The 22,646-nt window shown below is 59.2% G+C and carries 20 protein-coding genes; 4 read left to right on the top strand and 16 right to left on the bottom strand.

Features of this window, described 5'->3' with window-relative positions; all coding sequences use genetic code 11:
• The first annotated feature begins 25 nt into the window (after window positions 1–25).
• A complete protein-coding gene (locus Q0C28_RS11775; RefSeq protein ID WP_293576002.1) occupies window positions 26–343 on the top strand; it encodes a DUF1992 domain-containing protein in 318 nt (105 codons plus the stop codon).
• Between the two features lie 57 nt (window positions 344–400).
• On the opposite strand, the gene Q0C28_RS11770 is transcribed toward Q0C28_RS11775, so the two are convergent.
• Window positions 401–850: a MarR family transcriptional regulator gene (locus Q0C28_RS11770; RefSeq protein WP_293576001.1), complete on the bottom strand. Its 450-nt coding sequence runs from the start codon at window positions 848–850 to the stop codon at window positions 401–403.
• A gap of 163 nt (window positions 851–1,013) precedes the next feature.
• On the opposite strand from Q0C28_RS11770, the gene mnmH reads away from it, so the two are divergent.
• Window positions 1,014–2,066: a tRNA 2-selenouridine(34) synthase MnmH gene (gene mnmH, locus Q0C28_RS11765; RefSeq protein ID WP_293575999.1), complete on the top strand. Its 1,053-nt coding sequence runs from the start codon at window positions 1,014–1,016 to the stop codon at window positions 2,064–2,066.
• 91 nt (window positions 2,067–2,157) lie between these two features.
• Here mnmH and selD read toward each other — a convergent pair whose 3' ends face one another.
• The 7 genes from selD to Q0C28_RS11730 form a co-directional block, all read right to left on the bottom strand.
• Window positions 2,158–4,317: a selenide, water dikinase SelD gene (gene selD, locus Q0C28_RS11760; protein ID WP_293575997.1), complete on the bottom strand. Its 2,160-nt coding sequence runs from the start codon at window positions 4,315–4,317 to the stop codon at window positions 2,158–2,160.
• Window positions 4,318–4,412: 95 nt separating this feature from the next.
• Window positions 4,413–4,793 (bottom strand): Na+/H+ antiporter subunit G, encoded by a 381-nt coding sequence (locus Q0C28_RS11755; RefSeq protein ID WP_293575996.1) that lies wholly within the window; start codon window positions 4,791–4,793, stop codon window positions 4,413–4,415.
• A 7-nt stretch (window positions 4,794–4,800) separates the two neighbouring features.
• Window positions 4,801–5,070, bottom strand: a complete 270-nt coding sequence (locus Q0C28_RS11750) for a K+/H+ antiporter subunit F (protein ID WP_293575995.1) — start codon at window positions 5,068–5,070, stop codon at window positions 4,801–4,803.
• The gene (locus Q0C28_RS11745) at window positions 5,067–5,564 is read right to left on the bottom strand and encodes a Na+/H+ antiporter subunit E (protein ID WP_293575994.1); all 498 of its coding nucleotides are present in this window, start codon (window positions 5,562–5,564) and stop codon (window positions 5,067–5,069) included. The genes Q0C28_RS11750 and Q0C28_RS11745 overlap by 4 nt, the downstream gene beginning before the upstream one ends.
• Complete coding sequence (locus tag Q0C28_RS11740; RefSeq protein WP_293575993.1) at window positions 5,561–7,138, bottom strand: monovalent cation/H+ antiporter subunit D; 1,578 nt, start codon at window positions 7,136–7,138, stop codon at window positions 5,561–5,563. Before Q0C28_RS11740 ends, Q0C28_RS11745 begins: the two co-directional genes overlap by 4 nt.
• Window positions 7,135–7,488: a Na+/H+ antiporter subunit C gene (locus tag Q0C28_RS11735; RefSeq protein WP_293575992.1), complete on the bottom strand. Its 354-nt coding sequence runs from the start codon at window positions 7,486–7,488 to the stop codon at window positions 7,135–7,137. The genes Q0C28_RS11740 and Q0C28_RS11735 overlap by 4 nt, the downstream gene beginning before the upstream one ends.
• 2 nt (window positions 7,489–7,490) lie before the next feature.
• Window positions 7,491–10,352: a monovalent cation/H+ antiporter subunit A gene (locus tag Q0C28_RS11730; RefSeq protein ID WP_293575990.1), complete on the bottom strand. Its 2,862-nt coding sequence runs from the start codon at window positions 10,350–10,352 to the stop codon at window positions 7,491–7,493.
• 377 nt (window positions 10,353–10,729) lie between these two features.
• Between Q0C28_RS11730 and Q0C28_RS11725 the strand changes: the two genes are divergently transcribed.
• Both Q0C28_RS11725 and Q0C28_RS11720 read left to right on the top strand, forming a co-directional pair.
• Window positions 10,730–11,182, top strand: coding sequence for a rhodanese-like domain-containing protein (locus Q0C28_RS11725; protein ID WP_293575988.1), 453 nt, complete (start codon window positions 10,730–10,732; stop codon window positions 11,180–11,182).
• Complete coding sequence (locus tag Q0C28_RS11720) at window positions 11,179–12,033, top strand: prolyl oligopeptidase family serine peptidase (protein ID WP_293575986.1); 855 nt, start codon at window positions 11,179–11,181, stop codon at window positions 12,031–12,033. Before Q0C28_RS11725 ends, Q0C28_RS11720 begins: the two co-directional genes overlap by 4 nt.
• A gap of 89 nt (window positions 12,034–12,122) precedes the next feature.
• Here the strand turns inward: Q0C28_RS11720 and mdoH are convergent, their stop codons facing one another.
• From mdoH to Q0C28_RS11680, 8 genes are all read right to left on the bottom strand, one after another.
• Window positions 12,123–14,021 carry a glucans biosynthesis glucosyltransferase MdoH gene (gene mdoH, locus Q0C28_RS11715; RefSeq protein WP_293575984.1) on the bottom strand — a complete coding sequence of 633 codons (1,899 nt, stop codon included), beginning with the start codon at window positions 14,019–14,021 and terminating at the stop codon, window positions 12,123–12,125.
• Window positions 14,018–15,556, bottom strand: a complete 1,539-nt coding sequence (locus Q0C28_RS11710; RefSeq protein WP_293575982.1) for a glucan biosynthesis protein — start codon at window positions 15,554–15,556, stop codon at window positions 14,018–14,020. Before Q0C28_RS11710 ends, mdoH begins: the two co-directional genes overlap by 4 nt.
• Window positions 15,553–16,824, bottom strand: a complete 1,272-nt coding sequence (locus tag Q0C28_RS11705; RefSeq protein WP_293575981.1) for an OpgC family protein — start codon at window positions 16,822–16,824, stop codon at window positions 15,553–15,555. The genes Q0C28_RS11710 and Q0C28_RS11705 overlap by 4 nt, the downstream gene beginning before the upstream one ends.
• Before the next feature lie 20 nt (window positions 16,825–16,844).
• Window positions 16,845–18,209 (bottom strand): tetratricopeptide repeat protein, encoded by a 1,365-nt coding sequence (locus Q0C28_RS11700; protein WP_293575979.1) that lies wholly within the window; start codon window positions 18,207–18,209, stop codon window positions 16,845–16,847.
• Between the two features lie 378 nt (window positions 18,210–18,587).
• Complete coding sequence (locus Q0C28_RS11695; RefSeq protein WP_293576011.1) at window positions 18,588–19,787, bottom strand: CaiB/BaiF CoA-transferase family protein; 1,200 nt, start codon at window positions 19,785–19,787, stop codon at window positions 18,588–18,590.
• Window positions 19,774–21,435, bottom strand: a complete 1,662-nt coding sequence (locus Q0C28_RS11690) for a thiamine pyrophosphate-binding protein (RefSeq protein ID WP_293575977.1) — start codon at window positions 21,433–21,435, stop codon at window positions 19,774–19,776. Before Q0C28_RS11690 ends, Q0C28_RS11695 begins: the two co-directional genes overlap by 14 nt.
• 93 nt (window positions 21,436–21,528) lie before the next feature.
• Window positions 21,529–22,128: a DUF302 domain-containing protein gene (locus tag Q0C28_RS11685; protein ID WP_293575975.1), complete on the bottom strand. Its 600-nt coding sequence runs from the start codon at window positions 22,126–22,128 to the stop codon at window positions 21,529–21,531.
• 184 nt (window positions 22,129–22,312) lie between these two features.
• On the bottom strand, window positions 22,313–22,600 hold the full coding sequence (locus Q0C28_RS11680) for a metalloregulator ArsR/SmtB family transcription factor (protein WP_293576010.1): 288 nt from the start codon (window positions 22,598–22,600) through the stop codon (window positions 22,313–22,315).
• Between the last annotated feature and the right edge of the window lie 46 nt (window positions 22,601–22,646).

The raw sequence follows: 22,646 nt of genomic DNA, 5'->3' as shown, positions 1-22,646 counted from the left end.
GGGGCCTGAGGAGGTAGGATCAGGTATGGACCATCCTTTGATCGATCTTATCAATGCCCGCATCAAAGAGGCGGAAGCCGAGGGCGCGTTCGAGAACCTGCCGGGCGCGGGAAAACCGTTGCCGCGCGTCGATGATCCGCAAAATGTGCTGCTTGATAGATTGGTGAAAGAGAATGGTGCGGTGCCTGAGTTTGTCAGCCTCTCCCGCAGCCTGGCCGATCTGCGCAAAGAGTTGGCCGACACGGGGGATCGCACAGCGCGTCATAAGATCCTCAAGGAGATGTCGTTGCTGGAGGCTCGCATAGATCTGGCGCGTAAGGCTTATCGTCGGGGGCGTGACTAGCACGTCTTTGCCTAAAGATGCGATCTCAGTTGGAGTGCGCGCTTGCCGGACCGTTGCCTAGCTTGCGGAACTGCGCTCCCCAATGGCTTTGGTCATTAAAGACACCAGTTGTTCGCGCTCCGCCAGAGACAGTCCGGGCAGGATTTCCGCCTGCATTGCCATGACAACCGGACCCGCACGCCCGAGCAGTGATGCGCCGGCTTGCGACAGGCTGACGATGCGGGCACGGCGGTCCTGAGCAGAGACCGTGCGTTCGATCAAACCCTTGGCCTCGAGCCGGTCGATCACTTTGCCCAATGTTGCGCGATCATAAGAAATCCGACTGGCCACAGTGGCCTGATCAACACCTGATTCCAGCGCAAGCGCATTGAGGGTTGCAAATTGAACAGGCGTTAAATCAAGATCATGCTGAGACATCCGCTCTGCAAACAGCGATACCGAGATCTGATGAAGACGGCGGATCAGGTAGCCAGGAAGTTGAAACATGTCAAACTCTGGTTTGCTCATTCGAAGTCCTTCCACGTGCAAAGATCAGGCGCAGATCTCGGGCCAAATCACCCCGGTCTCTTTTGCCTATAAATTACTGTTAACTTTCGATCTATGTTAAAATATCGTGGGTCTTACCGAAATGCCGCTTTCGCTTGTGCGACCGCATCTGTAGATCAGGGACATGTCCATTCGTTTTGCATCGCTATCCGAAATTGCTGATCAGAAATACGACAGTATAATTGACGTACGAAGCCCGGCTGAATTTGCCGAAGATCATTTGCCCGGTGCGATCAACCTTCCGGTTCTGGACAACGACGAACGCGCAGAAGTTGGTACGATCTACGTCCAGCAAAGCCCGTTCCTGGCCCGCAAACTGGGCGCCGCCAAAGTGTTTCGCAACGCAGCTGACCATATTGAGACGCATCTGAGCCAGTATGATGGATCTTGGCGGCCGCTGGTCTATTGTTGGCGCGGTGGTCAGCGGTCCGGCAGTTTCACCTGGTTGTTGCAGCAGATTGGCTGGCGCGCGGATGTCGTCGACGGCGGCTATCAGAGCTACCGGCGTCTCGTGCATGACTTTTTATATAATACCACACTTCCGCATCGGTTTGTAGCGCTGGACGGCTACACCGGAACTGCCAAGACGAAAATCCTTGCTCAGGTTGCGGCGCTTGGCGGGCAGGTGCTTGACCTGGAGGGCTGCGCGGAGCACCGCGGCTCTTTGTTGGGGGGCTATGATGCGCCGCAACCGAGCCAGAAAACGTTTGAATCACGTGTCGCGGGCAAACTGGCCGGGTTCGACCCGCGCCTGCCCGTGCTGGTGGAGGCCGAGTCGAGCAAGATCGGCGCGCGCATTGTGCCACCGACGATTTGGGCCGCCATGAAAGCAGCACCGCGTGTTGAAGTGACGGCCAGCGTGGAGGCCCGATGTGCGTATTTACGCGCAGAATACGATGATATCCTGTCCAACGCCGCGATGCTGCAAGAGCGTTTGCATACCCTGCGAGAGCACCGATCAAACGCCGTAGTGGATGGCTGGATGGATTTGATCGCGGCGGGCGATAAATCAGCGCTGACAGAGGCGTTGATGGTGCAGCACTATGATCCGGCCTATACGAAATCCCGAACTGCCATCGGTGCGCCGGTTCTGCACCAGCTGAAGGCGCAGGACCTTAGAGATCGCGATATCTCCCGCCTTGCGGAGGAATTGCTGGGCATTCTGAACACGCAGTAACCGGCGATGTGGGGCGGACCTGCCGGTAGCAGTATCTGTGACCGGTCACAATCTGCATGAGCTTTGCTGGTTAAGATTTTGTTATTTTATATTAATTTACTGTAATGGCGTTGGGCGTGCCGGTGAAATGACCAATGATGGCAGCCTCCGGTGCCACAGATTTCAGCGCCTTAAGAACTGTGTCTGCCTGCGTTGGATCCACCGCTGCGAGTAAACCGCCCGCGGTCTGGGGATCAAACAGCACATCTTGCGACCCGCCAGTCGCCAGGTTGGGCACCAGCGCTGCATTGTCCTGGAACAGTGAGGACCGCACGCCGCTGTGAACCAAATCGGTGACGCCAGGCAGAACCGGAACGGCGTTGAAGGTGACATCGGCGCCCACGCCGGACTCGCGGCATATGCCCATCAGATGCCCAAGCAGGCCAAACCCTGTGACATCTGTCATCGCCTTGGCAGAGGATAGGCATGCCGCCACCTCGGCCTGTGGGTGGCTCATCTGTGAGAGCGCGGTTTGGACATGCGCGCCGTTGACAACGCCCGCCATTTCACCGGCCATGATGATGCCTGTTCCCAGTGGTTTGGTCAGAATGATCGCGTCGCCTGCTTCTGCGCCTGCCAGTGTGATCGGCGGATGGTTGCACAAACCAGTCACGGTAAAGCCAATAGTCAGTTCGTCGCCTTGCGAGCTGTGCCCGCCCACGATGTCTGCGCCTGCATCGCGGAAAATCTCGCCTGCGGCCTGCATGATTTCGCTGAGGGTGCGCTGTTGCAGCGCGGCAGAGAGCTTGGGCAGGATAACTGTGGCCGTTGCAGCCTGTAGTTCTGCGCCCATGGCCCAGATGTCGCCAAGGGCGTGAACGGCGGCGATCCGTGCCATCACAACCGGATCCTCGGTAAAGGTGCGCAGATGATCGGTGCTGATCACCTGTTTCTGCCCGCCCATGTGCAACACCGCCGCGTCATCACCGTTCAACGCGGTGACATCGGAGCGCTGCGTGGCAGGCAGCTCACAGAGTGCATCGCGCAATGCCTGACCACCGAGTTTCGCGCCACAGCCACCGCAAAGCGGTTTGTCCCCCAGTGCCGCTGGCAGATCGGCAGTGTGTTCGGCGGGCAATGTAGGCTGTTCCATCTGAGGCAGGTCACGGAACTGATCCATGAAGGTTTGATCAATGTGATCTTTCCAGCGCCAGATCAGGGGGCCAGAAAAACTGTGACCAAACCGCTCGCCCACGGCAGCGGTGTCGCCCAGAGAGATCAGTTTGAGGTAATCTTTTTGCGGTTTGTAAGCGCGCAGTGGGTCGCCCGTCAGTTTCGCGCGCAGATTATGGTACAGGACTGGTGCCTGCCGCACTGCGTAAACGCCCGCCTTTGGGCGCGGCGATGGGGTCAGGGCGACACAATCCCCGGCGGCAAAGACGTCCGTGTCGCTGGTCTGCAGATGTGCATCTACCAGCAAGAACCCATCCTGTTGGGTCAGATCGCTCGCGCCGATCCAGCCTTGCGCTTTTGCCCCGGCTGCACCGGTTGTGAAATCAGAGCGGATGCTGCGGCCATCGGCCAGGATCACAAAGCGGTCTTCCACGGCACTGACATGGCTACGATCAGCGATGGTGACGCGATGGGCCTGCAAGGCCTGCAACAGTCGTGCGCGTGTTTTGGTGCTGGTATCCGACAGGATATCGCTACGATCAATCAGTGTGGCGGAGGCAAAATTGCCCTGTTTGTGCAGCGCATGGGCCATCGCCAGGATCAGCTCCACCCCGGCAACACCACCCCCGATGACGGCGACATGTGCTGTCTCGCTTTGCGCGCGAAACGCCTCCCACCGAGCTGCGAAACGGCCTAGCGGTTTGGCGGGAATTCCATGTTCAGCAAAGCCTGGTAGCTCCGGCATCGCCGAGGTGATGCCGATGTTGATGGACGCCAGATCATAGGCGACAGGAGGGCGGCCGGGCACATGAATGCGATGCGCCGCAGTGTCGATGGCGTCTGCGGGTGCCATGATCAGCCTCGCCCCGGCAAAGCGACAGAGCCGTACCAGATCAATGTCGAGTGCGTCCCGATCATAGTGGCCTGCAACAAATCCTGGCAGCATACCGGAGTAGGGGGCTGTGGGGCCGGGGTTGATCACCGTGAGCCGCGCCCCCGCCAAAGGCCGCATTCCCCATTTGCGCAGCACCAATGCATGGGTATGCCCGCCGCCGACAAACACGACATCTTTGGTTTTCGGCAGGTTGGGCTGATGCATGGGACGCCTCTAGATGATGTGATGCGGCGCTGTCGCAGTGACAGCACCCGAGAGTAAAAGAAACCCCCGCCAGCGGCGGGGGCAGAGAAGGGGGATCAGAGTTGCGGGCCGATCACCTCATCCTCCGGTTTATTGTGGGTTGCCCAGACTTTGTCTTCGCCAGGGTCGGGCAGGGTTTCAGGCGTGTCATGGCGATGTATGTGAAGTTTCGCAATGAAATTTGCCGTGATGGGGGCTGTCAAAAACAGGAACAGCGTGATCATCAATTCATGAATTGAGATGTATTTTTCAAACGCCGCCGCGTGGGCCATCGATGCCAACAACACGCCGCCTACGCCAAGTGTGGTGGCCTTCGTCGGGGCATGCAGTCGCGACATCCGGTCGTTGAGCTTGATCAGCCCAAACGAGCCAACAACGCCAAAGACGCCGGCCATCACCAACAACAGTGCAATGATCACTTCGAAGATCTGATCCATGGCTGCCTCACTCAATAATGTTGCCGCGCAGGATGAACCGCGCATAGGCCACTGTGGACACAAAGCCGAGCATTGCGATGATCATCGCGGCTTCGAAGAAAATGTTGGACCCCAGCGCCATGCCGTACAGCACCAATAGGGCGATGGCATTGATGAACATGGTATCAAGCGCGAGGATACGGTCGGCCACATCCTTTGCGGACACGATTTTCCAGAGGTTCATCACCAGCCCGAGCGCGAAGCAAACGAAGGCAAAAACTGCAGCGGTTTCGATCATTCGAAAATCTCCTTCAGGCGGCTTTCATAGCGGGTCTTGATTTCGTCGCGCACAGCCGCTGGGTCCGGTGCGTCGAGGCAATGCACCAAAAGGGCATGACCTGAGTCCGACAGATCCGCAGAAACGGTGCCGGGGGTCATGGTGATGGTGCCTGCCAGCACGGTAATGGCCTCTGGTGTGCGCAGATCAAGTGGGATTGTCACCCAGTTGGGGTGACGTTTGGCATTGGCTTTGAAGAGGACAATCCGGGCGACGGTGATATTGGCCACCACGATGTCGTAGAGGACAAGCGCCAGGTAGGCGATCACCTTGGCAGGGCTCTTGATCCGTGGCTCCTGTGGCCAGTAGGGCTGGGTGACGAACGGGATCAGCACGCCAAGCCCAAAGCCGAACACCAGCGAGTTCAAGGACCAGCCGTTGACTAGCAGCAACCACGTTCCGGTCAGAACCAGCGTTAGTATCGGGTGCGGAAAGATGCGGCGCAGCAGTTTCATTCTGTGTCTCCCTTCAGCACGGTTTCAATATAGGCGCTGGGGGCAAACAGATGCTGCGCCGTCGCTTCGGTGTAGCGGGTGATGGGCCCTGCAAAAATGGTCATCGCGGCGATGATGGCTGCAAGTGTCATGCAGACGGTGATCGGCAGCGGGGAGCCATTGTTGTGGGTCGTGGTCATTGATGCATCGTCGCCGCTGGTCGCGTTGTCTTCCACGGTTGATTGCGCGGCTTCGGCATCTGTCTCGGCATCAGGCAAACCGTGGCTTTTCCAGAACAGCAGTGTGCCTGCACGCGCCAGACCGATGATGGTGATCAGCGAACCGACCAGAACCGCGGCCCAAATCCACCAGACCAGATCATGGCTGCGTGCTGCATCCAGGATCAGCAGCTTGCCGATGAAACCGGACAGCGGTGGCATGCCTGCCAGGGCGATGGCCCCGATGAAGAACATGACCGACAGCAGCCCTGATTGCGCCATCGGCGGCAGCGCTTTGATCGCGCCGCCCTGACGCTCCATCACCTGATCGGCAATCAGGAACATCAACGCGGTGGCCAGTGTCGAATGCAGGATGTAGTAGAGCGCGGCGGCTGCCGAAGCAGGGGTGAACAGCGCAATTGAGATCAAGAGCGTGCCCATGGAGGCAATCGCGGCAAAGGCGATCAACCTGCCGATTTCGCGGGAGCCCAACACGCCAATCGCACCAACAACAAGCGTGATGATCGCCGCTGGCAGCAGCCAGTCACCGGCCAGACCTGCAGTTGCGGGCACATCTGGACCAAAGGCAAGGGTGTAGACGCGCAGGATCGCGTAGGCGCCCACTTTGGTCATGATCGCAAAGAGCGCCGCGACGGGCAGGGGGGCGTTGCTGTAGGATGCAGGCAGCCAGAAATGCAAGGGCAACACCGCTGCTTTGATCGCAAACACCAACAGCAGCATCAACGCGCCCACGCGCAGCAGCGCCGTGTCAGTTTCTGGCAGCGCGGCGACACGCACCGCAATGTCTGCCATGTTCAAGGTGCCGGTCGTTGCATAGAGCACGCCAAGCGCAAACAGGAACAGGGTCGAGCCCAAGAGGTTGTAGGCAACATATTGCACGCCTGCCCGAAACCGCTGCGCCCCGCCGGAGTGGATCATCAGACCATAAGAGGCAATCAGCAGAACTTCGAAGAAGACGAACAGGTTGAAGGCATCTCCGGTCATGAATGCGCCCAGGATGCCCATCAACTGGAATTGGAACAACGCGTGGAAATTCGCCCCGCGCTCGTCCCAGCCGGTGCCGATCGCATAGAGCACGACCGCCATCGCCAGAACCGTCGTCAGTACGATCATCATCGCTGATAGCTGATCCAGCACCAGGACAATCCCAAATGGTGCGGGCCAATTGCCCAGCTCATAGACCTGGACGGTGCCATCGGCAGCCTGAAAGCCGAGTGCGACGCTTATCGCGAGCATCAGTGCCACACTGGCAACCGAGAAAATACGCTGCAAATCAATGTGGTAGCGCAGCACCATAATGATCAGCGGAGCAACCAGCGCCGGCAGGATAATGGGCGCAACGATAAGGTGGTTCATGCGTCGTCTCCCGCGGCAGTGCCATCGTCGGTGAGGTTGATCCGATCATCGCGTGAGGACAGGTAAGCCCCAAGTGCGATCATCACCACCACGGCTGTCATGCCAAAGGAGATTACGATCGCGGTCAGAACCAAGGCCTGCGGCAGCGGGTCGGCATGGGCCACCTCTTCGTATTTGTTGAGAATGGCAGGTGCGCCGCTCATCAAGCGCCCTGTCGCAAACAGAAACACGTTCACAGCGTAGGACAACAGCGAAATGCCCAGGATCACCGGAAAGGTTCTGCGACGCAAAACCAGATAGATACCAGCCGCGGTCAACACACCAACGGCGGATGCAACCAGAAACTCCATTGTCAGGCCTCACTCTCGGTCTGGGCGGCATCGTCGCGCGCCGGATTGATGTCCATGGCATGATCGCTGCCACCGCCAGGCTGCCAGGCAAATCGCGCCAGGCTTTCCAAGGCCAGCAACACGGCCCCCACCACAGCCAGGAACACGCCAAGATCGAACAGTGCAGCGGTCGCCCATTCAAATTCCTTGAGCGGCGGCAGGTGGATATAGCCAAAATCACTGGTCAGGAATGCCGATCCGCTGAACCAGGATCCAAGCCCGGTTGCCGCGGCGATCAGAACGCCGGAGCCAATGATCGCATGATAGGGGTAGCGCTGCCGCTCGCTAGCCCAGGCAAAACCAGAGGCCATGTACTGCATGATGATTGCAATCGCCGCGATCAGCCCGGCAATGAACCCACCACCCGGCAGGTTGTGGCCGCGGAAGAAGATATAGGCCGCAACCATCAGCGCCAGCGGCATCATCACGCGGGTCGCAACCACCATCATCATCGGGTGGGAGTCGCCTGCCTGCGGCAAATCTGGCTTCCGGTTTAGCAGATAGGCCCGCACCCGGCTGCCCAGAACTGCCTCGGTCAGGGCAAAGATGACCAATGCGGCGATGCCCAGAACGATGATCTCGCCAAAGGTATCAAAGCCGCGGAAATCCACCAGGATGACGTTCACTGCATTGGTGCCGCCGCCACCTTTGTAGGAGTTGGCCCAATGGAAGTCGGAGATGGTTGGGGCCAGGAAATCGCGGGTCATGATCGCATAGATCAGGGCACCCACACCCAGGCCAGCGATGCCCGCGATGGTGCCATCGCGCAGCCGTTGGCCTGCGCTGCTTTCAACGGGGGTTTCTTTCGGCATGAAATTCAGTGCCAGCAGCATCAGGATGATGGTGACCACCTCAACCGAGATCTGGGTCAGGGCGAGGTCCGGTGCTGACAGATAGTTAAAGCCCATGGAAACAACCAAACCCACGATGCCGATCAACACCAGCGCCAGCAGCCGGTTGCGGTGCATCGCAACCATAAACCCGGTGGCAACCAGAAGGCTGGCCCAGCCTAGGATCGGGATCAACCCCGCTTCTTGCAACTCGCGTGTGGGCACGGACAGTGTGCCGCTCTGATAGGCGTAGAACGACAGAACCGCGGAGAAGGTGATCATCACTGCGGCGTAGCGGCCCATGGATCCGTTGTGCAGACCATCGGTCACAAAACGGGCAAAGCGGGTCAAACGGTCGATCAGAGCTTCAAAGATCGCTTTCGCCTCGGGACGCGGGGCGGCTGCCCAGAGCGCATCCAGACGGCGGTGCAACATCAACAAGATCGCTCCGCCCACGACCGCAACGACGGACATGTAGAGCGCAGGCGTAAAGCCATGCCATAGTTTCAGCGAGTAATATGGCAGTTTCTCTCCGTTGATCACGGCTGTAGCAGCAGTCGCGACCAAAGGACCGGCGATCGCTGCGGAGAACAGGCCAATCAACACTACGAGACCCACCAACAGGGCGGGTGCAAGCCACATGCCAGCGCCCGGATCATGCGGGGTTGCAGGATAGTCCTGCCGTTTCGGGCCGAAAAACACATGCACGATGAAGCGGAAGGAATAAGCCGCCGAGAAGATCGCGGCGATGACCGCAAGTCCCGGCACGATCAAGGGCGAGCCTGCCCAGAAGGTTCGGGCTGTTTCCTCCAGCATCATTTCTTTTGACAAGAAGCCGTTGAAGGGTGGCACACCGGCCATGGACAGCGCTGCGAGGCTTGCAATCACAAAGGTGATGGGCATCAGGAACCGCAGGCCGCCCAGACGTTTGATGTCGCGGGTGTGTGCTTCGTGATCGACGATCCCCGCGCTCATAAACAACGCAGCTTTGAAGGTCGCGTGGTTGATGATGTGAAACACGGCAGCCACGGCTGCGAATTTGGTGCCAAAGCCCAGCAGCATGGTGATCAGCCCCAGATGGCTGACCGTCGAAAATGCCAACAGTCCTTTGAGGTCATCCTTGAACAGAGCAATCACAGCGCCAAGCACCATGGTCACAAGGCCGGTGGTTGCCACGATGTAGAACCACTCTAGCGTCCCAGACAAAACCGGCCACAGGCGGGCGAGGAGAAACAGACCAGCCTTCACCATTGTTGCCGAGTGCAGATAGGCCGAAACCGGTGTGGGGGCTGCCATCGCATGCGGCAGCCAGAAGTGAAACGGGAACTGCGCAGATTTTGTGAAGGCGCCCAACAGGATCAACAGAAGCGCCGGGAGGTAGAGCGGCGAATTCTGGATCATCTCTTTGTTTTGCAGGATCACCGTCAGGTCATACGACCCGACAATATTGCCCAGGATCAGCATGCCACCAATCAGCGCCAGCCCACCAGCGCCTGTGACTGTCAGCGCCATCCGCGCGCCTTGTCGTCCCTCGGGCAGGTGTTTCCAGTAGCCGATCAATAGGAAAGAGCTGAGCGATGTCAATTCCCAGAAGATCAACAAAAGCAGGATGTTATCCGACGTAACGATCCCAACCATCGCGCCTTGGAACAAGAGCAGATAGGTGTAGAAATTGCCCATCGGGTCTTCGCGCGAGAGGTAAAAACGCGCATAGAGGATGATCAGCAAACCGATGCCAAGGATCAGGCTGGCAAACAGAAAGCCCAGCCCATCCAGGAAGAAATTGGCGTTCAGCCCGAGCCCGGGCAGCCAATCAAATTGGGCTTGTATCACTTCGCCGCGGAAAATTGCGGGGGCATGCAGCATGAGCCCGATAAATGCCAACAGCGTGGTCAATCCAGCTGCGGATGCGGACGTGTTGCGTCCCGCCCGTATCAACAGGGCCGGGAATACTGCACCCAAAAAGGGCAGGGCAGCAATCAAGAACAAGGACACGTGCGGTTCTCCTCCATGCGCAAGGCCATATCTTATGGTTTGCCTAAGCAGTTTTTTGCCACGAGGCCAGCATTCCTTGCACCGGGCTCATCCGGCGCGGGGTTGATGCAGTAGTCCTGCCACACAGGTTGTACATCGGCAGCGTGACGCCGTGCTGACGACAACTTGAACATCGAACTACGCTCTCTTGCTGAACCCTGAACAGGAACCTGCTAGGACTGAGCGGCATATAGGTATGTTAGATTTACCTTTGGAGTGGCTGAATGTCGCAATCTCGATCAAAATCATCAAGAAACGCGGAAAAATCATTCAATCCCGCGCCAGACCAGCCAAATCAGCACGGTTTCGTGCCGAATTCACGGATGTCGCGTCGGGCGATGCTGTGGTCTTTAGGTGGGCTTGCGCTTGCGACACCTGTTGCTGTGACCTGGTGGTCTGGGCGCACCCCGGATCATGATGCCGTCAAACTGACGGTAGAAGAAGCTTTCGCACGGGCGCAGGATGGCAGCCTGACCTTGATCGACATTCGAACGCCCAATGAATGGCGTACAACGGGCGTGCCTTTGTCCGGGCAACCTCTGGATATGAGACGTGCGGATTTTATTGCAGCGCTCGATGAGATCACTGGTGGCAGCCGGGATGCGCCAATCGCGCTCATTTGTGCTCGGGGCGTGCGATCTGCGCGCATGACGCTGGCGTTGCAAGATGCCGGATACAGCCAGATCATTGATGTGCCGGAGGGCATGCTTGGCTCCGGCGCGGGGCCAGGTTGGCTGGAGACGGGTTTGCCCGTGTCACAGTGGGCGGGATCATCGGAGGGATCAGAGTGAAACGATTTGCACAGGCCGCTGTCGCTGCCCTTGCGGCGCTATGTGCCACGCCCTCTTATGCAGAACCGACTTGCGGGACGCGTGCAGGCGTGTGTGAGCTGCCAGGTGGAACCTACCATATTGCCTTGCCAACGGATGCGCCGGATGGTGGGGCGGAAACCGCGTGGCCAACGGTGATGTTTTTGCACGGATATGGCGGATCAGCCGCGGCCGCGATGCGCAACAGCGCAATGGTGGATGGGCTGACCAGCCGGGGCTATGCGGTGATTGCGCCCAATGCGCTGCCGCGGGAGCCCGGCGGGCCGAGATCCTGGGCATTTTTGTCGTCGTTTGGGCGCCGCGATGAAAGTAAGTTCTTCGACGACGTTCTGCAGGATGCTGCCACCAAATTTGATATCGACCCCCAGCGTGCTGTTTTGTCGGGGTTCTCGGCCGGCGGTTTCATGACGGTCTACCTGGCCTGCGCTAACCCTGATCAGTTCGTCGCCTATGCGCCGGTGTCAGGCGGTTTTTGGCGGCCGCAGCCTGACAAATGTGCCGGACCCGTGCGGATGTTCCACACCCATGGCTGGACCGATCCTGTGGTGCCGCTGGAGGGGCGGTTCATTGGCGGTGGTCGGTTCCAGCAGGGGGATATCTTCGCTGGGCTGGAGCTGTGGCGCGACACCAACGGTTGCGAAACCCATGCACCGGATCGCCGCTGGCAGCAAGAAAGCACCCTGCGCCGGGCCTGGGATTGCGGCATCGGGCGGGATATCGAATTTGTCCTCTTTCCGGGAGGTCATCAGGTCCCGAAGGACTGGCCCAACTGGATGCTGGACTGGCTGGAAAAACCTGATTTGATTGACTGAGGGCTACCACGCTTGCTGTGTGTCATGGGGTGGCGTGGTCTCAGCCAAGGCGCGCGTGATATATGTGTCGTCCTTTGCGACGCCTGCGGCTACTCGGCAGGTGTCTGATAGGATCCGTGACCTTCGATCATATGGCGCAGGCGGTCGCGGCGGGCGCGGGCGATCTGGGTGATCCTCGGCTCCTTATGCGTCTCGCGGGTCGCCAGCAGACCGCTGGAAAACCGCTGTAGCGGCACGCCGGATAGCGCCGACAAGGGAATGGCCAAGACAAGTGACACTGCGATGGGCAACAACCAGATGGACACGATGCCCGTCATCAGCCCGCTGCACAGCGCCAATCCGCTGACGGTTTCCAGGCTGTGGCAGGCCGCGAGTGTGGTCCAGGAATAGCGCCCGCCGTCGCGGGTTTGCGGAGACCAGCCTTTTTGCAGCCCAAAGGCGGTGCGGAAAACGGCGATCATCTGCTGCACCATCAGGATTGGTGCATACAAGATTGCAAGGCAGATTTCCGTGATCAACGACAGCCCAAAGCGCGTGGCCCCGCCATAGTCGGTAAAGCGCGCGCCGGTCAGCGGCAGGGCCGCCACTGCAAGCAATTTGGGCGCAAGCAGCATCGCATAGATCAACAGGATGACCAGCACATGGCGCGGTTCGGTCATATCTGGCCAGGATGGCATGGTGGGGTTGGCTTCGCTGAAATAGGTGAGCACAGAGGCATCTTCGCCTGTGCCGATCAGGGCCCAAATCACCAGGAGTGCAAACCAGACCGGCGCCATGAGGTATCCGATTGCCCCATGCAGCAGATGGAAACGAGACAGGGCACGAAACCCACGTGCGGTCAGGAGGTTCAGGTGTTGCAGGTTGCCCTGACACCAGCGGCGGTCGCGCAGCATGTGATCAATCAGGGTCTGTGGCGTTTCTTCATAGGAGCCTTTGATCCGCGGCAGAAATTGCACGCTCCACCCGGCGCGGCGCAGCAAACCTGCCTCCACGAAATCATGACTCATGATCAGTTTTTCGCGCCCAAACGGCGATCGCAGCGGCGGCAACCCGGCACAGGCTGCAAATGCCCGCGTACGGATGATCGCGTTATGGCCCCAATAATTGCCTTCGTGGCCTGCCCAGCGGGCCAGCCCCTCTGCGAGGGCGAGACCGTAGACGCCGTTGGCGAACTGCTGCATGCGACCAAAAACTGACTGGGCGCCGATCAGTTGCGGGTAGCTCTGGATCAGCCCCGCACCCTCGTCGCGGGCCAGCGCGTTGGCGAGATGTGCAATCGCGCGCCCGGTCATCAGGCTGTCGGCATCCAGCACCAACATGGCGTCCCAACCCGCACCCCAACGGCGCACCCAATCGGTGATATTGCCCACTTTGCGCCCGGTATTGTCCGGGCGTCTGCGATAGTACAGTTGAACGCCCGGCGGCAGCATCGCCTGCAAAGCCATCACGCTGGCCTGTTCCTGCGCGGCGATATCGTCGTCGCGGGTGTCAGACAGGATAAACATCGCATAATCATGTGCGCCGCCACGGGCGTGCAGTTCTTCAAGCATCGACTGCGCGTTGCCGAGCACATACCAGGGCACTTCGTTGTAGACCGGCACCAAGAGCGCAACGCGCATCGGACGCGGTGGGCCACGCCGTCTTGCCCGCGGGCGTTGGGACAGCCCCCAAAGCCCCAGTAGAACCGTGGATACGGAAAAGCTGATCCAGAAGAAATTGAACACGATCAGCACCAGCAGGATCACTTCGAGTCCCGAGAAGCCATCAGCAGCGAACCAGTCTTTCATCCCCCAAACCAACAGCCCAGTGGCCAGCATCGCAGGGGAGAATGCCAGGATCCGCCAAAGTGCGACCGCGCGCGCGCCCTGGCTGGTGGCACCAATCGGCGCAGCATCATCTTCGAACCGTCGGCCAAAGTCCTGTTCGGGCATGGCCAGCGGTTGTTCTGGCGGAACCAGAGAGGTGATGTGCCGCGCTGCCTGGTTCATTTGGTCCACCGATAAAGCCAGACTTCAGACGCAGGTTCGCCGTTCTTGCGCAGTTCGGCGCGCAGCTCGACGTGGTCGCGCTCTGCCGGATCAAAGGAGAAGGCCAAGCGCAGGCCGCCCGTCTCGCTGTTTTTTTGCAAAACACCCTCTGAGGTCGCCACATGGGGCGAGCTGATATGAATGTCCAGATCGCCAACACCCTCTGCAAACAGCGGATGAGGGCCATAATCGATTGTCATGATCCGGCCAGGATCACCGAAGATCCGTGCGCCGGAGGCCGAGTTGGTCACCCGTGGCAATCCGAGATCGGGGTCCTCTCCCCAGGTCAGACGATAGGCAAAGGTCAGCTCCGATCCGGCAGCATAGGCGGTTTTGGGACGCCAGTAGGCGACAATATTGTCGTAGATTTCCTTATCTGCCGGGATCTCCACCAGTGTGACAGAGCCCTTGCCCCAATTGCCCTTGGGTTCAACCCAAAGCGATGGGCGCTTGTGGTAGTGGGCTTCGAAATCTTCGTAGTCGGACAGCAAGCGTGGGCGCTGCATCAACCCAAAGCCCTTCGGATTGTCATCCACAAAGGACGAAATCTGCAGCTTCTTTGGGTTTGCCAGCGGCCGCCACAGGGTTTCGCCGTTGCCGTTGACCACCAACAGACCATCGCTGTCGTGAACCGCGGGGCGGAAATCATCGAAACGGTTCCGATTGGTCTGATCGTAGAGGAACATGGAGGTCAGCGGTCCCAGACCGATGTTGTCCAATTCCTCGCGTGCAAACAGCGTAGCCTCTACATCCATCACGGTGTTTTGGCCGGGATGGATGTCGAACCGATAAGCGCCAGTGACCGATGGGGAATCCATCAGGGCATGCACAATAATGTTTTTCTGGCCGGGAACGGGGGCCTCTAGCCAGAATTTTGTAAATTCAGGGAATTCTTCCCCGGCAGGGTCTGCGGTGCGAACAGCGAGACCGCGCGCTGACAGCCCGTAGTTGTGAATGGCACCAATCGCGCGGAAGTAGCTTGCGCCCTGGAAAACGCAGAACTCATGCTTTTTGTCTGGCTCACGCAGAGCCGTGCGCAGCCGAAACCCTGAGTATCCCAGGCTCTCATCCACGCTGAGATCAGGTGCCATATCGGTCTTGTCAAACAGGCTCAGATCGAAGGCGACCTTCTGGCTCAGCCCATCGACGACGGTGTTGATTTCAATTGGGCGCGGGAAGTAGAGCCCAGGCAGGAAGAAATCGACATTGTAGCTGCGCGGTGTTTTCGACCAGAGCGCATCTTTGCTGCGGAACCACCGCTTTTGGTACTGATCATAGGTCAGGTTCCGCCAGTCCTCTGGCACAGTGCCGCGCGCAACAAATGAGTTTTGCGCCAGTGCTCTGGCCTCATCGACGATGGCTTGATGCGAAAAGGCCGGGCCACCCGTTGCCCCGGCGGGGCCGGTCAGAGCCGGTGTGGTCAAAGTCCCCAGGGCGAGGGGTGCGGTGCTCGCCAGCGCGGCCGAGAGAAATGTGCGTCGCGAAAGCTTGGTCATTTTTTGGTCTTCCATGGGTGGGATTTGAACCAGGCGGCCGTGTAGGCGCAGCCAATGATCAGAGCAAAGCCCAACAGGTTGAAGAATGCGGTGTTTGCAACAGTGCGGTCGGTTTGATCCAGCCCAAAGCCCAGAAGCCGTGCGAGCGCCATTGAGAAGACAAACACCGCAAGGGATTGCTGGCCGACCTTGGAAATGATCCGCAAGATCCAGGCCCAGACCGTCGCGCCGTAGCCGTGGCCTTTGGCGATCAACCGCTTGCCGCCATCACCTGCAGCAACCCAAGCCAGATAGGCGAGCGCCAGGAAATGGCCGTAGCGCAGCAGGCCAAAGTCTGTCTTTTCGCGCCACTGTGCGGTCCAGCTCCAGGTTGGACGGATGAAATCCGCCAGATCAGGTGCAGCTGCTTTGACCCACAGAAACACTTTCCAGGAACCAAAGGGTGCAAGCAGGATCAAGTAGGCCGCAGCCAGTGCGATCAACACCCGCGACACTGGCGGAGCCGGGATCCACCCCCGCATGAACGCAAAACCGGTGAAGAACAGCAATTGCCAGCCAAAGGGGTTAAAGAACCACTCCCGCTGCGACCAGGGTTCCGCCGACAGTCCGACCCCATCTGGCCCAAAGCCGACCATATAGGGGTTGGCCAGCAGCCAGATCCCGACCGAGGCCGTTGCCACCGCCCAAAAACCCACGCGTTCCAGCCCCATCATGATGGGCATCAACCCCAGAACCACCAAATACATCGGCAGGATGTCAAAGTAGTTCGGGACATAGCCCAGGGTCATCAGACCAACCAATTGGGGCACCGGGTTTTCAAAGAACGGCTTGAGGTTCAGCGAGCCGATATAGCTTTTGTCAAATCCGCCATAGAGATCCAGCGCGGCCATGGTTGTTGCAATGCAGACAAACAGACCGATGTGCGCCCAATAGACCTGCCAGCAGCGAAACAGCACACGGGCGGAGCCGATCCACCAACCACGGTTGGCAAATGTCCCACCAAAGGCGACGGCAGAGGCCATTCCGGAGCAGAACACAAAAATCTCGGTCGCGTCGGAAAACCCGAAACGCGCCGGGATCCATCCGGTCCAGCGGTTGCCCGGAATATGCGCGCACAGGATGATGAACATCGCAATGCCGCGAAAGAAATCCAGTCGTGGATCGCGCACGCGCCGCGCAGTTGCAGCACCCTGCGGGGCTGCACCCCGGTTGGCGGGCGCTGCAGGATCGCCGCTCTGGCTGGCAGGAAAGGGCGAGACAGTCGCCATGTCTGGTGTAATCCTTATCTTTATTCGGCAGGAACGCTTTGCGCACTCGCGTGGCCGCGGCCTTCGGAAATCAAGGCCCGGCGCGTGAGTGCAAAGCGGTCTTCTGCACCACCACGCTGGGTGCGGCGTTCGTTCAAAATTCCCTCGACCGCGTCCAGACGGCCGGCGCGCAGACCGGCATCGATGGTGACCCGTTCAAACACATCGCGTTGGGCGTGACTGCCGCCTGCCAACTGCAGATTGGTGCGTCCCTTGGAGAGATGCGAAAACGCATTGTCGTAGTTGCCATCGCCAAAGGCCTCGAGGCCGATCGCAAGATTGCAGCCGGGCGTTGCCATGCGGTCATCGCTGTCGCTTGCATTGCGTTGTGCATCAGAATGAATACGCTGGACAAGCTTGCCAGTGTCGGTTTTGCGGTGGTCTCCGACCAGGGCGAGAAGATAGTGCAGATCCGCAAAGATCAGGCAGCCATCTTCGGTGCGATTGGCACAGAGATCAGCGAGTTCTTCCCAGCGATCACCGATAGAGACGCCTTCCAGCTCCAGGCGCATCAACAGCGATGTGGCATTGGAAATATCGCGGTAGTCGTCGGTTTTGTCCTGGCGGATTTCGCGATCATAGAGCGCCAGCACCTCTTCGGTTTGGCCCTGATCAAGATGCATAAGCGCTTTGTGCCACCACACATGGTAGCGGAAGTTGTTGCAATGCGCCCAGGCTTCCTCGCGCCCGGTCAACCATTCGAGGCCTGCTTTGGAATTGCCCGTCATGTCATGCACATGGGCGACCGCATGCAAACCCCAGGCATCATCAGGCGCCATCCAGAGCGCTTGCCGTCCGGTGGCCTCGGCCAAGTCGTAAGCGCCGGTTTCTTCCAATGCGAAGGCATGACAGCCCAGCAGGTAGCCGCGTCCCTTGTGAGCAGGATCGTAGCTGGGCAGCACATTTTCAATTGAGCTGCGCATGCCGGTGATGTCGCCCAAAATGAAGCGGATCGCGTGGCTCATCTTCATCGCAAGGGAGTCCTGCGGGTGAGCGGCCAGCACGGCTTCCATCTCTGCGATGGCGGCAGTCGGACGTCCGTTCAACCATGCCTCCAGGGCTGCGATGTAGTGGCGTTCGCGGGGCAGGGCACCCTCTTCACAGCGTTTGGCTGCGGCATATGCTTCCTGCGCGGTGGGCAGCAGTTCGGCACGGCCCAGCAGCAAAACAAACATCCCCTTGGCCGCCTGCGCCAGCGCAAACTCCGGTTCGGCTTCCAACAACGCGCCCAAATGTTTGGGGGCGGCGGCGGAATGGGCCAATACAGCCATTTGGACACCGTTCCACTCGTTCAGGGCTGCCGCGGTTTTCAGGCTGGTGTCCTGGCCAAAAATATCTTGCATCATCGTTTGTCCGATCCGTGTCAAAAACGAAAGCAGGGGTGCTTTGGCATCAGGTTAAAGCACGAAATGGTGCCTCGCGACGCCCGCTCGCGGTTTGGTGATGTGGCGTGTGTGATTTAGCGGTTTCAAGCCGGAAACTGTGACAATTTCAGGCGATTTCTTGCATTTTGGGCGCGCATGCAAGCCCTAGTGGCACGCGATGGGCCAATGCTCGCCTGTTTCTGTAACACTCGGCTGTTTTCCACCGGTTGTTTGCGTCTTTTCAGTGGGATAGTCCGCGCCCGACTGTAACAACCCGGTCCAAAACTGGCCGTTATCAACGGCCAGCTCACCTGTTGTTTGGATCGAATCGCGGGGTGCGTGACCGCCTAGGTGGTGCGGTCAGCTTTCATCAAACGGGTCACCATCGCCGTCCAGATCGCCTGTGCTGCTGCCACAGGTCGGAGGCGCAAACCGGTAGGTGACCGGGGTCCTCGACAGTTTCAACGGATTGCCCAGTAGCTGCACGGGTCCTGCCTCGGACATCATTTCGATGGTCATATCCCGCGCGGCGACCTGATCACTGGCAAAGACCTGATCCAGCGTCTGGACCGGCCCTGCGGGCACTTTGCGCGCTTCCATGGCGGCAATCACATCCTGTGTGGAATGCTGGCGCACCGCTGGAACAAGGATATCCGCAAGCGCGTCGCGATGTTCCAGTCGCGCAGGGTTGGTGGCAAATCGGGGATCCTTTGCCAGGCCATCTAGCTGCAGGAAAGACAGGAACCGTTCAAACTGCGCATCGTTGCCAACCGCAAGGATCACATGACCATCCGATGTTTCATACAAGCCATAGGGCACGATGCTGGGGTGTTCATTGCCACGACGCTTTGGGTTTTGGCCGGTGTTCAGTGTGGCGACGCCCTCGTTGATGAGCCAGGCAATCTGCGCATCAACCAGTGCGATATCAACATGTTGCCCTTCACCGGTCTGTTCCTTGTGTCGCAAGGCCGCGAGCAACCCGACACAGGCATACATGCCGCACATGACATCCGCGATGCCCACCCCGACCTTGATAGGGCGGCCATCTGGTTCGCCGGTCAGCGACATGATCCCACCATAGCCCTGCGCCATCAGGTCATAGCCAGGTTTATGCGCATTGGGGCCGGTCTGGCCGTAGCCCGAGATCGAGCCATAGATCAGATGCGGAAACTCGGCGCGCAGGGTTTCGTGATCAAGCCCGTATTTGGTCAATCCGCCGGGTTTGAAGTTCTCCAGCAGGATATCGGCCTGTGCAGTCAGTTGCCGGATCGTGTCTTGGCCAGCGGTTGTGGTGATGTCGACTTCAACCGAGCGTTTGTTGCGGTTTGCTGACATGAAATAGGCCGATAGGTCAGAGCGATTGCCCTGCGCATCCGTCACATAGGGTGGTCCCCATTGCCGGGTGTCGTCGCCGCCGGTCTTTGGATTTTCAATCTTCAAAACACTGGCGCCCAGATCCCCCAGCAGCTGCGTGCAGGTGGGGCCTGCCAGGATACGAGAAAGATCAAGGACCTTAATGCCATGGAGGGGACCGTGAGGCAGTTGATCAGATGAGCCCATCATACGCCTCCCGATCAAATTCTGCCGCAATCACGGTGAAACGATCTGCAGCCTGTGCAGCAGTCAGGGCGGCGCGCAATTCCGCGCGGTTCCGCACCCGTACGCCATGCCCACCAAAAGCCTCGCCCATAGCGGCAAAATCATGCTGGCCGAAATCAACACCAGCATTGGCCAGTTTGCGTTGGCGTTGTTTCAGATCGATGAGCGCGAGACTGGCATCGACGAAGACCACAAAAATCGGCGCAACCCCGAGTTCAGCAGCGGTCGACAGTTCACCCGCGACCATCAGAAATCCTGCATCGCCGGAAAAGCTGACAACCGTGCGCTCTGGCTGGGCGAGCTTGCGGCCAATCGCCATCGGAACCGCGCAGCCCATGGTGCAAAGGCCAGAGGATTGGATCAAAGCACGAGGTTCCTCGCACTGCCACATCTGCGAGAGCAAAATGCGATGTGCGCCGCTGTCTGCCGTGGCCAGCGTATCAGATGGCAGGGTCTTCTGACATTCCTCCACGATGGCCGCTGGGCCCCAGTCCTGCGCGCCGGAAAACGCGCTGGCCAGCGCCTTGCGCGCCTGTTCCGTTTCGCCATCAGCCCAGCGTGTCGGGATGATTGCAGGATCATCTGCAAGCTGGCTGCCAACGGTCAGGGCCCGCAGCGTGGGGGCGAGGCTTGCAACAATCGTCAGATTGGCCTCGTGCATATAATGGGTGTTGTCCTCTGCGGTGATGTCGACAACCCGCTGACGGCTGCAATCCCACGCGTTGCGCCAGCCCGGGCGCATTTCAATGGGGTCATAGCCCAGGGCCAAGATCAGATCTGAGGCTTCGACCAAGGGCAGCAAATGCTTGTCCGCGAGTGGGGACAATCCGGCACCACCCAGACACAACGGGTGATTTTCGGGCAAAATCCCCTTTGCTTTGTAGCTGGTCACAAAGGGGATGTTGTTTCGTTCCAGAAATTCGCGCAGTTCAGGCCCCGCGTTTTGCGCAACCGCATCCAGACCAACGATCGCTAGCGGACGTTCAGCTTGTGTCAGCCAACCTCGCAGTTGCGCAAGATCCAGGGGAGCGGCTTGCGTATCGCGCGCGGCAGCGAGCTGAGGTCGGGCAGCACCCGCCGGTGCATCGGCAACAGAAATCGGCACATCGATATGGACCGGCCCGTTGCGTTCGGCGGTGGCGACCCGAACGGCTTTGTCTGCGATCACGCTTGCCGCCTTCGCATCGAGGCGGTAACTGGCTTTGGTGATCGGGGCAAACACGGCCTGATGATCCAGCACCTGATGGGTGTAGCTCGCGGCCTCGGCGGCATCGACGCATCCGGTCAGCACCAGCATCGGCACTCTGTCCTGATGGGCATTGGCCACCACATTCACGCCATTCAGTGCTCCGGGGCCCAGTGTCGCAACAAGGATTGCGGGGGCACCATCGCTGTGGTGGACGCCTTCGCCCATGAAGCCTGCGCTGTTTTCGTGTTTGGCGAGGTGAAAGGCGATGCCTGCTTTGGTCAGAGCATCAACCAGGGTCAGGACCTCACCGCCGGGCATGCCAAAGGCGTGACGACAGCCTGCATCATAAAGCCGCTGGGCCAAGACATCTGCTGCGCGCAGGGTTTCTGGCACTGGCGCAAGGGGATCTTCGGATGTCATTGGCAGGACCTCATCGTGGTTCAGAGCTGATAGAATGAGGCCAACTTGCCGGATCCGCGCCAAAGTGCAAGACGCCTCACGCGGGTGTGAGCGTTATGGCGCTGAGGAGATTGCCATTTCAGCAATCGCCTTGAGGCGTGCGTCCAATTCCGCCGCAATCTCCAACACTGCGGCACCCCCGTCGTCGGCATAGGGGCCAAACACATGTGCTGCTGTTTTGTAGGACAGCGTGCCAGTGCCGCTTTCCGTTTCCGTCACATAAAGCCGCAGCGGTGCCTCGATCATCGCATGTGTGGAATGGGACAGGAATCTGACGGCGAAATCGTTGTTGAACACGCCGATGACGCGGTTGCCCGGTATGGTGATGCCTCTGGCTGCGGCTGCCTTGGTCGGTCCGGCTTGGGTGACCACATGCAATCCGTTGGCTTTGGTTGCGGCAATGACATCTCTCACCAACTGGGCGTATGGTTTTTGCGTGCCATGGCTGACCCAGCCGTGTCTGTCCGGCAAAGCCTGCGCTGTTGCCAGGCTGCCAATCGGTGCAAGAAAGCTGGCGCAAAGGGTGACGCCGAGTATACGTCCAACGACGTCGTCGACTACGCGGGCTGGGAGGTGCTGCATCACGCGCGGACGGCCCAAGGTGCGAACAGTGTTTTGCATCTGTTGCAAAAATGGGCGGAACGGTTTGAACATGACGGCCTCTTTACAGTGTGCGCTTTTGTACTGTGCGCCTTTGTGGAGCGCGCCTTTACAGTCTGCCCTTCGACAGTGTCCGCTGGTGACTGGCGGAGCCTAAACCTAAAGCAGGTCGATCAATCGGCGCGGTCACATTGGTGTGTGTTGCCATCAGGCCAGTCAGATCAAGGCGATTTCAGACCTACGACGACGCCCCGCAAAATACGTCGTGAACCACCTCCAGAATGCGCTTGGGGCGATCATCGGCAAGACTGTAGTAAATCGCTTTGCCCTCGCGGCGTGGCACCACCAAACCATCCTGGCGCAGTCTTGACAGCTGTTGCGAGACGGCGGCTTGGCGCGCGCCCAGCAAGCCCTCGAGCTCGGTGACAGATTTTTCTCCGGACACCAGATGACACAGGATCATCAACCGACCTTCATGGCTGATCGCCTTGAGAAAACCGGCTGCCTCGCGCGCATTGGCCAGCATTTCTTCGAAGTCGCCGTCCTCTGGCTTTGGCTCTTCGATATGTGGG

Origin of the sequence: Phaeobacter sp. (assembly GCF_022825805.1) — a bacterium.
Taxonomy (GTDB): domain Bacteria; phylum Pseudomonadota; class Alphaproteobacteria; order Rhodobacterales; family Rhodobacteraceae; genus Phaeobacter.
Note: the sequence above shows the minus strand (reverse complement) of the source record. Positions and strands in the feature narration are given on the sequence as shown.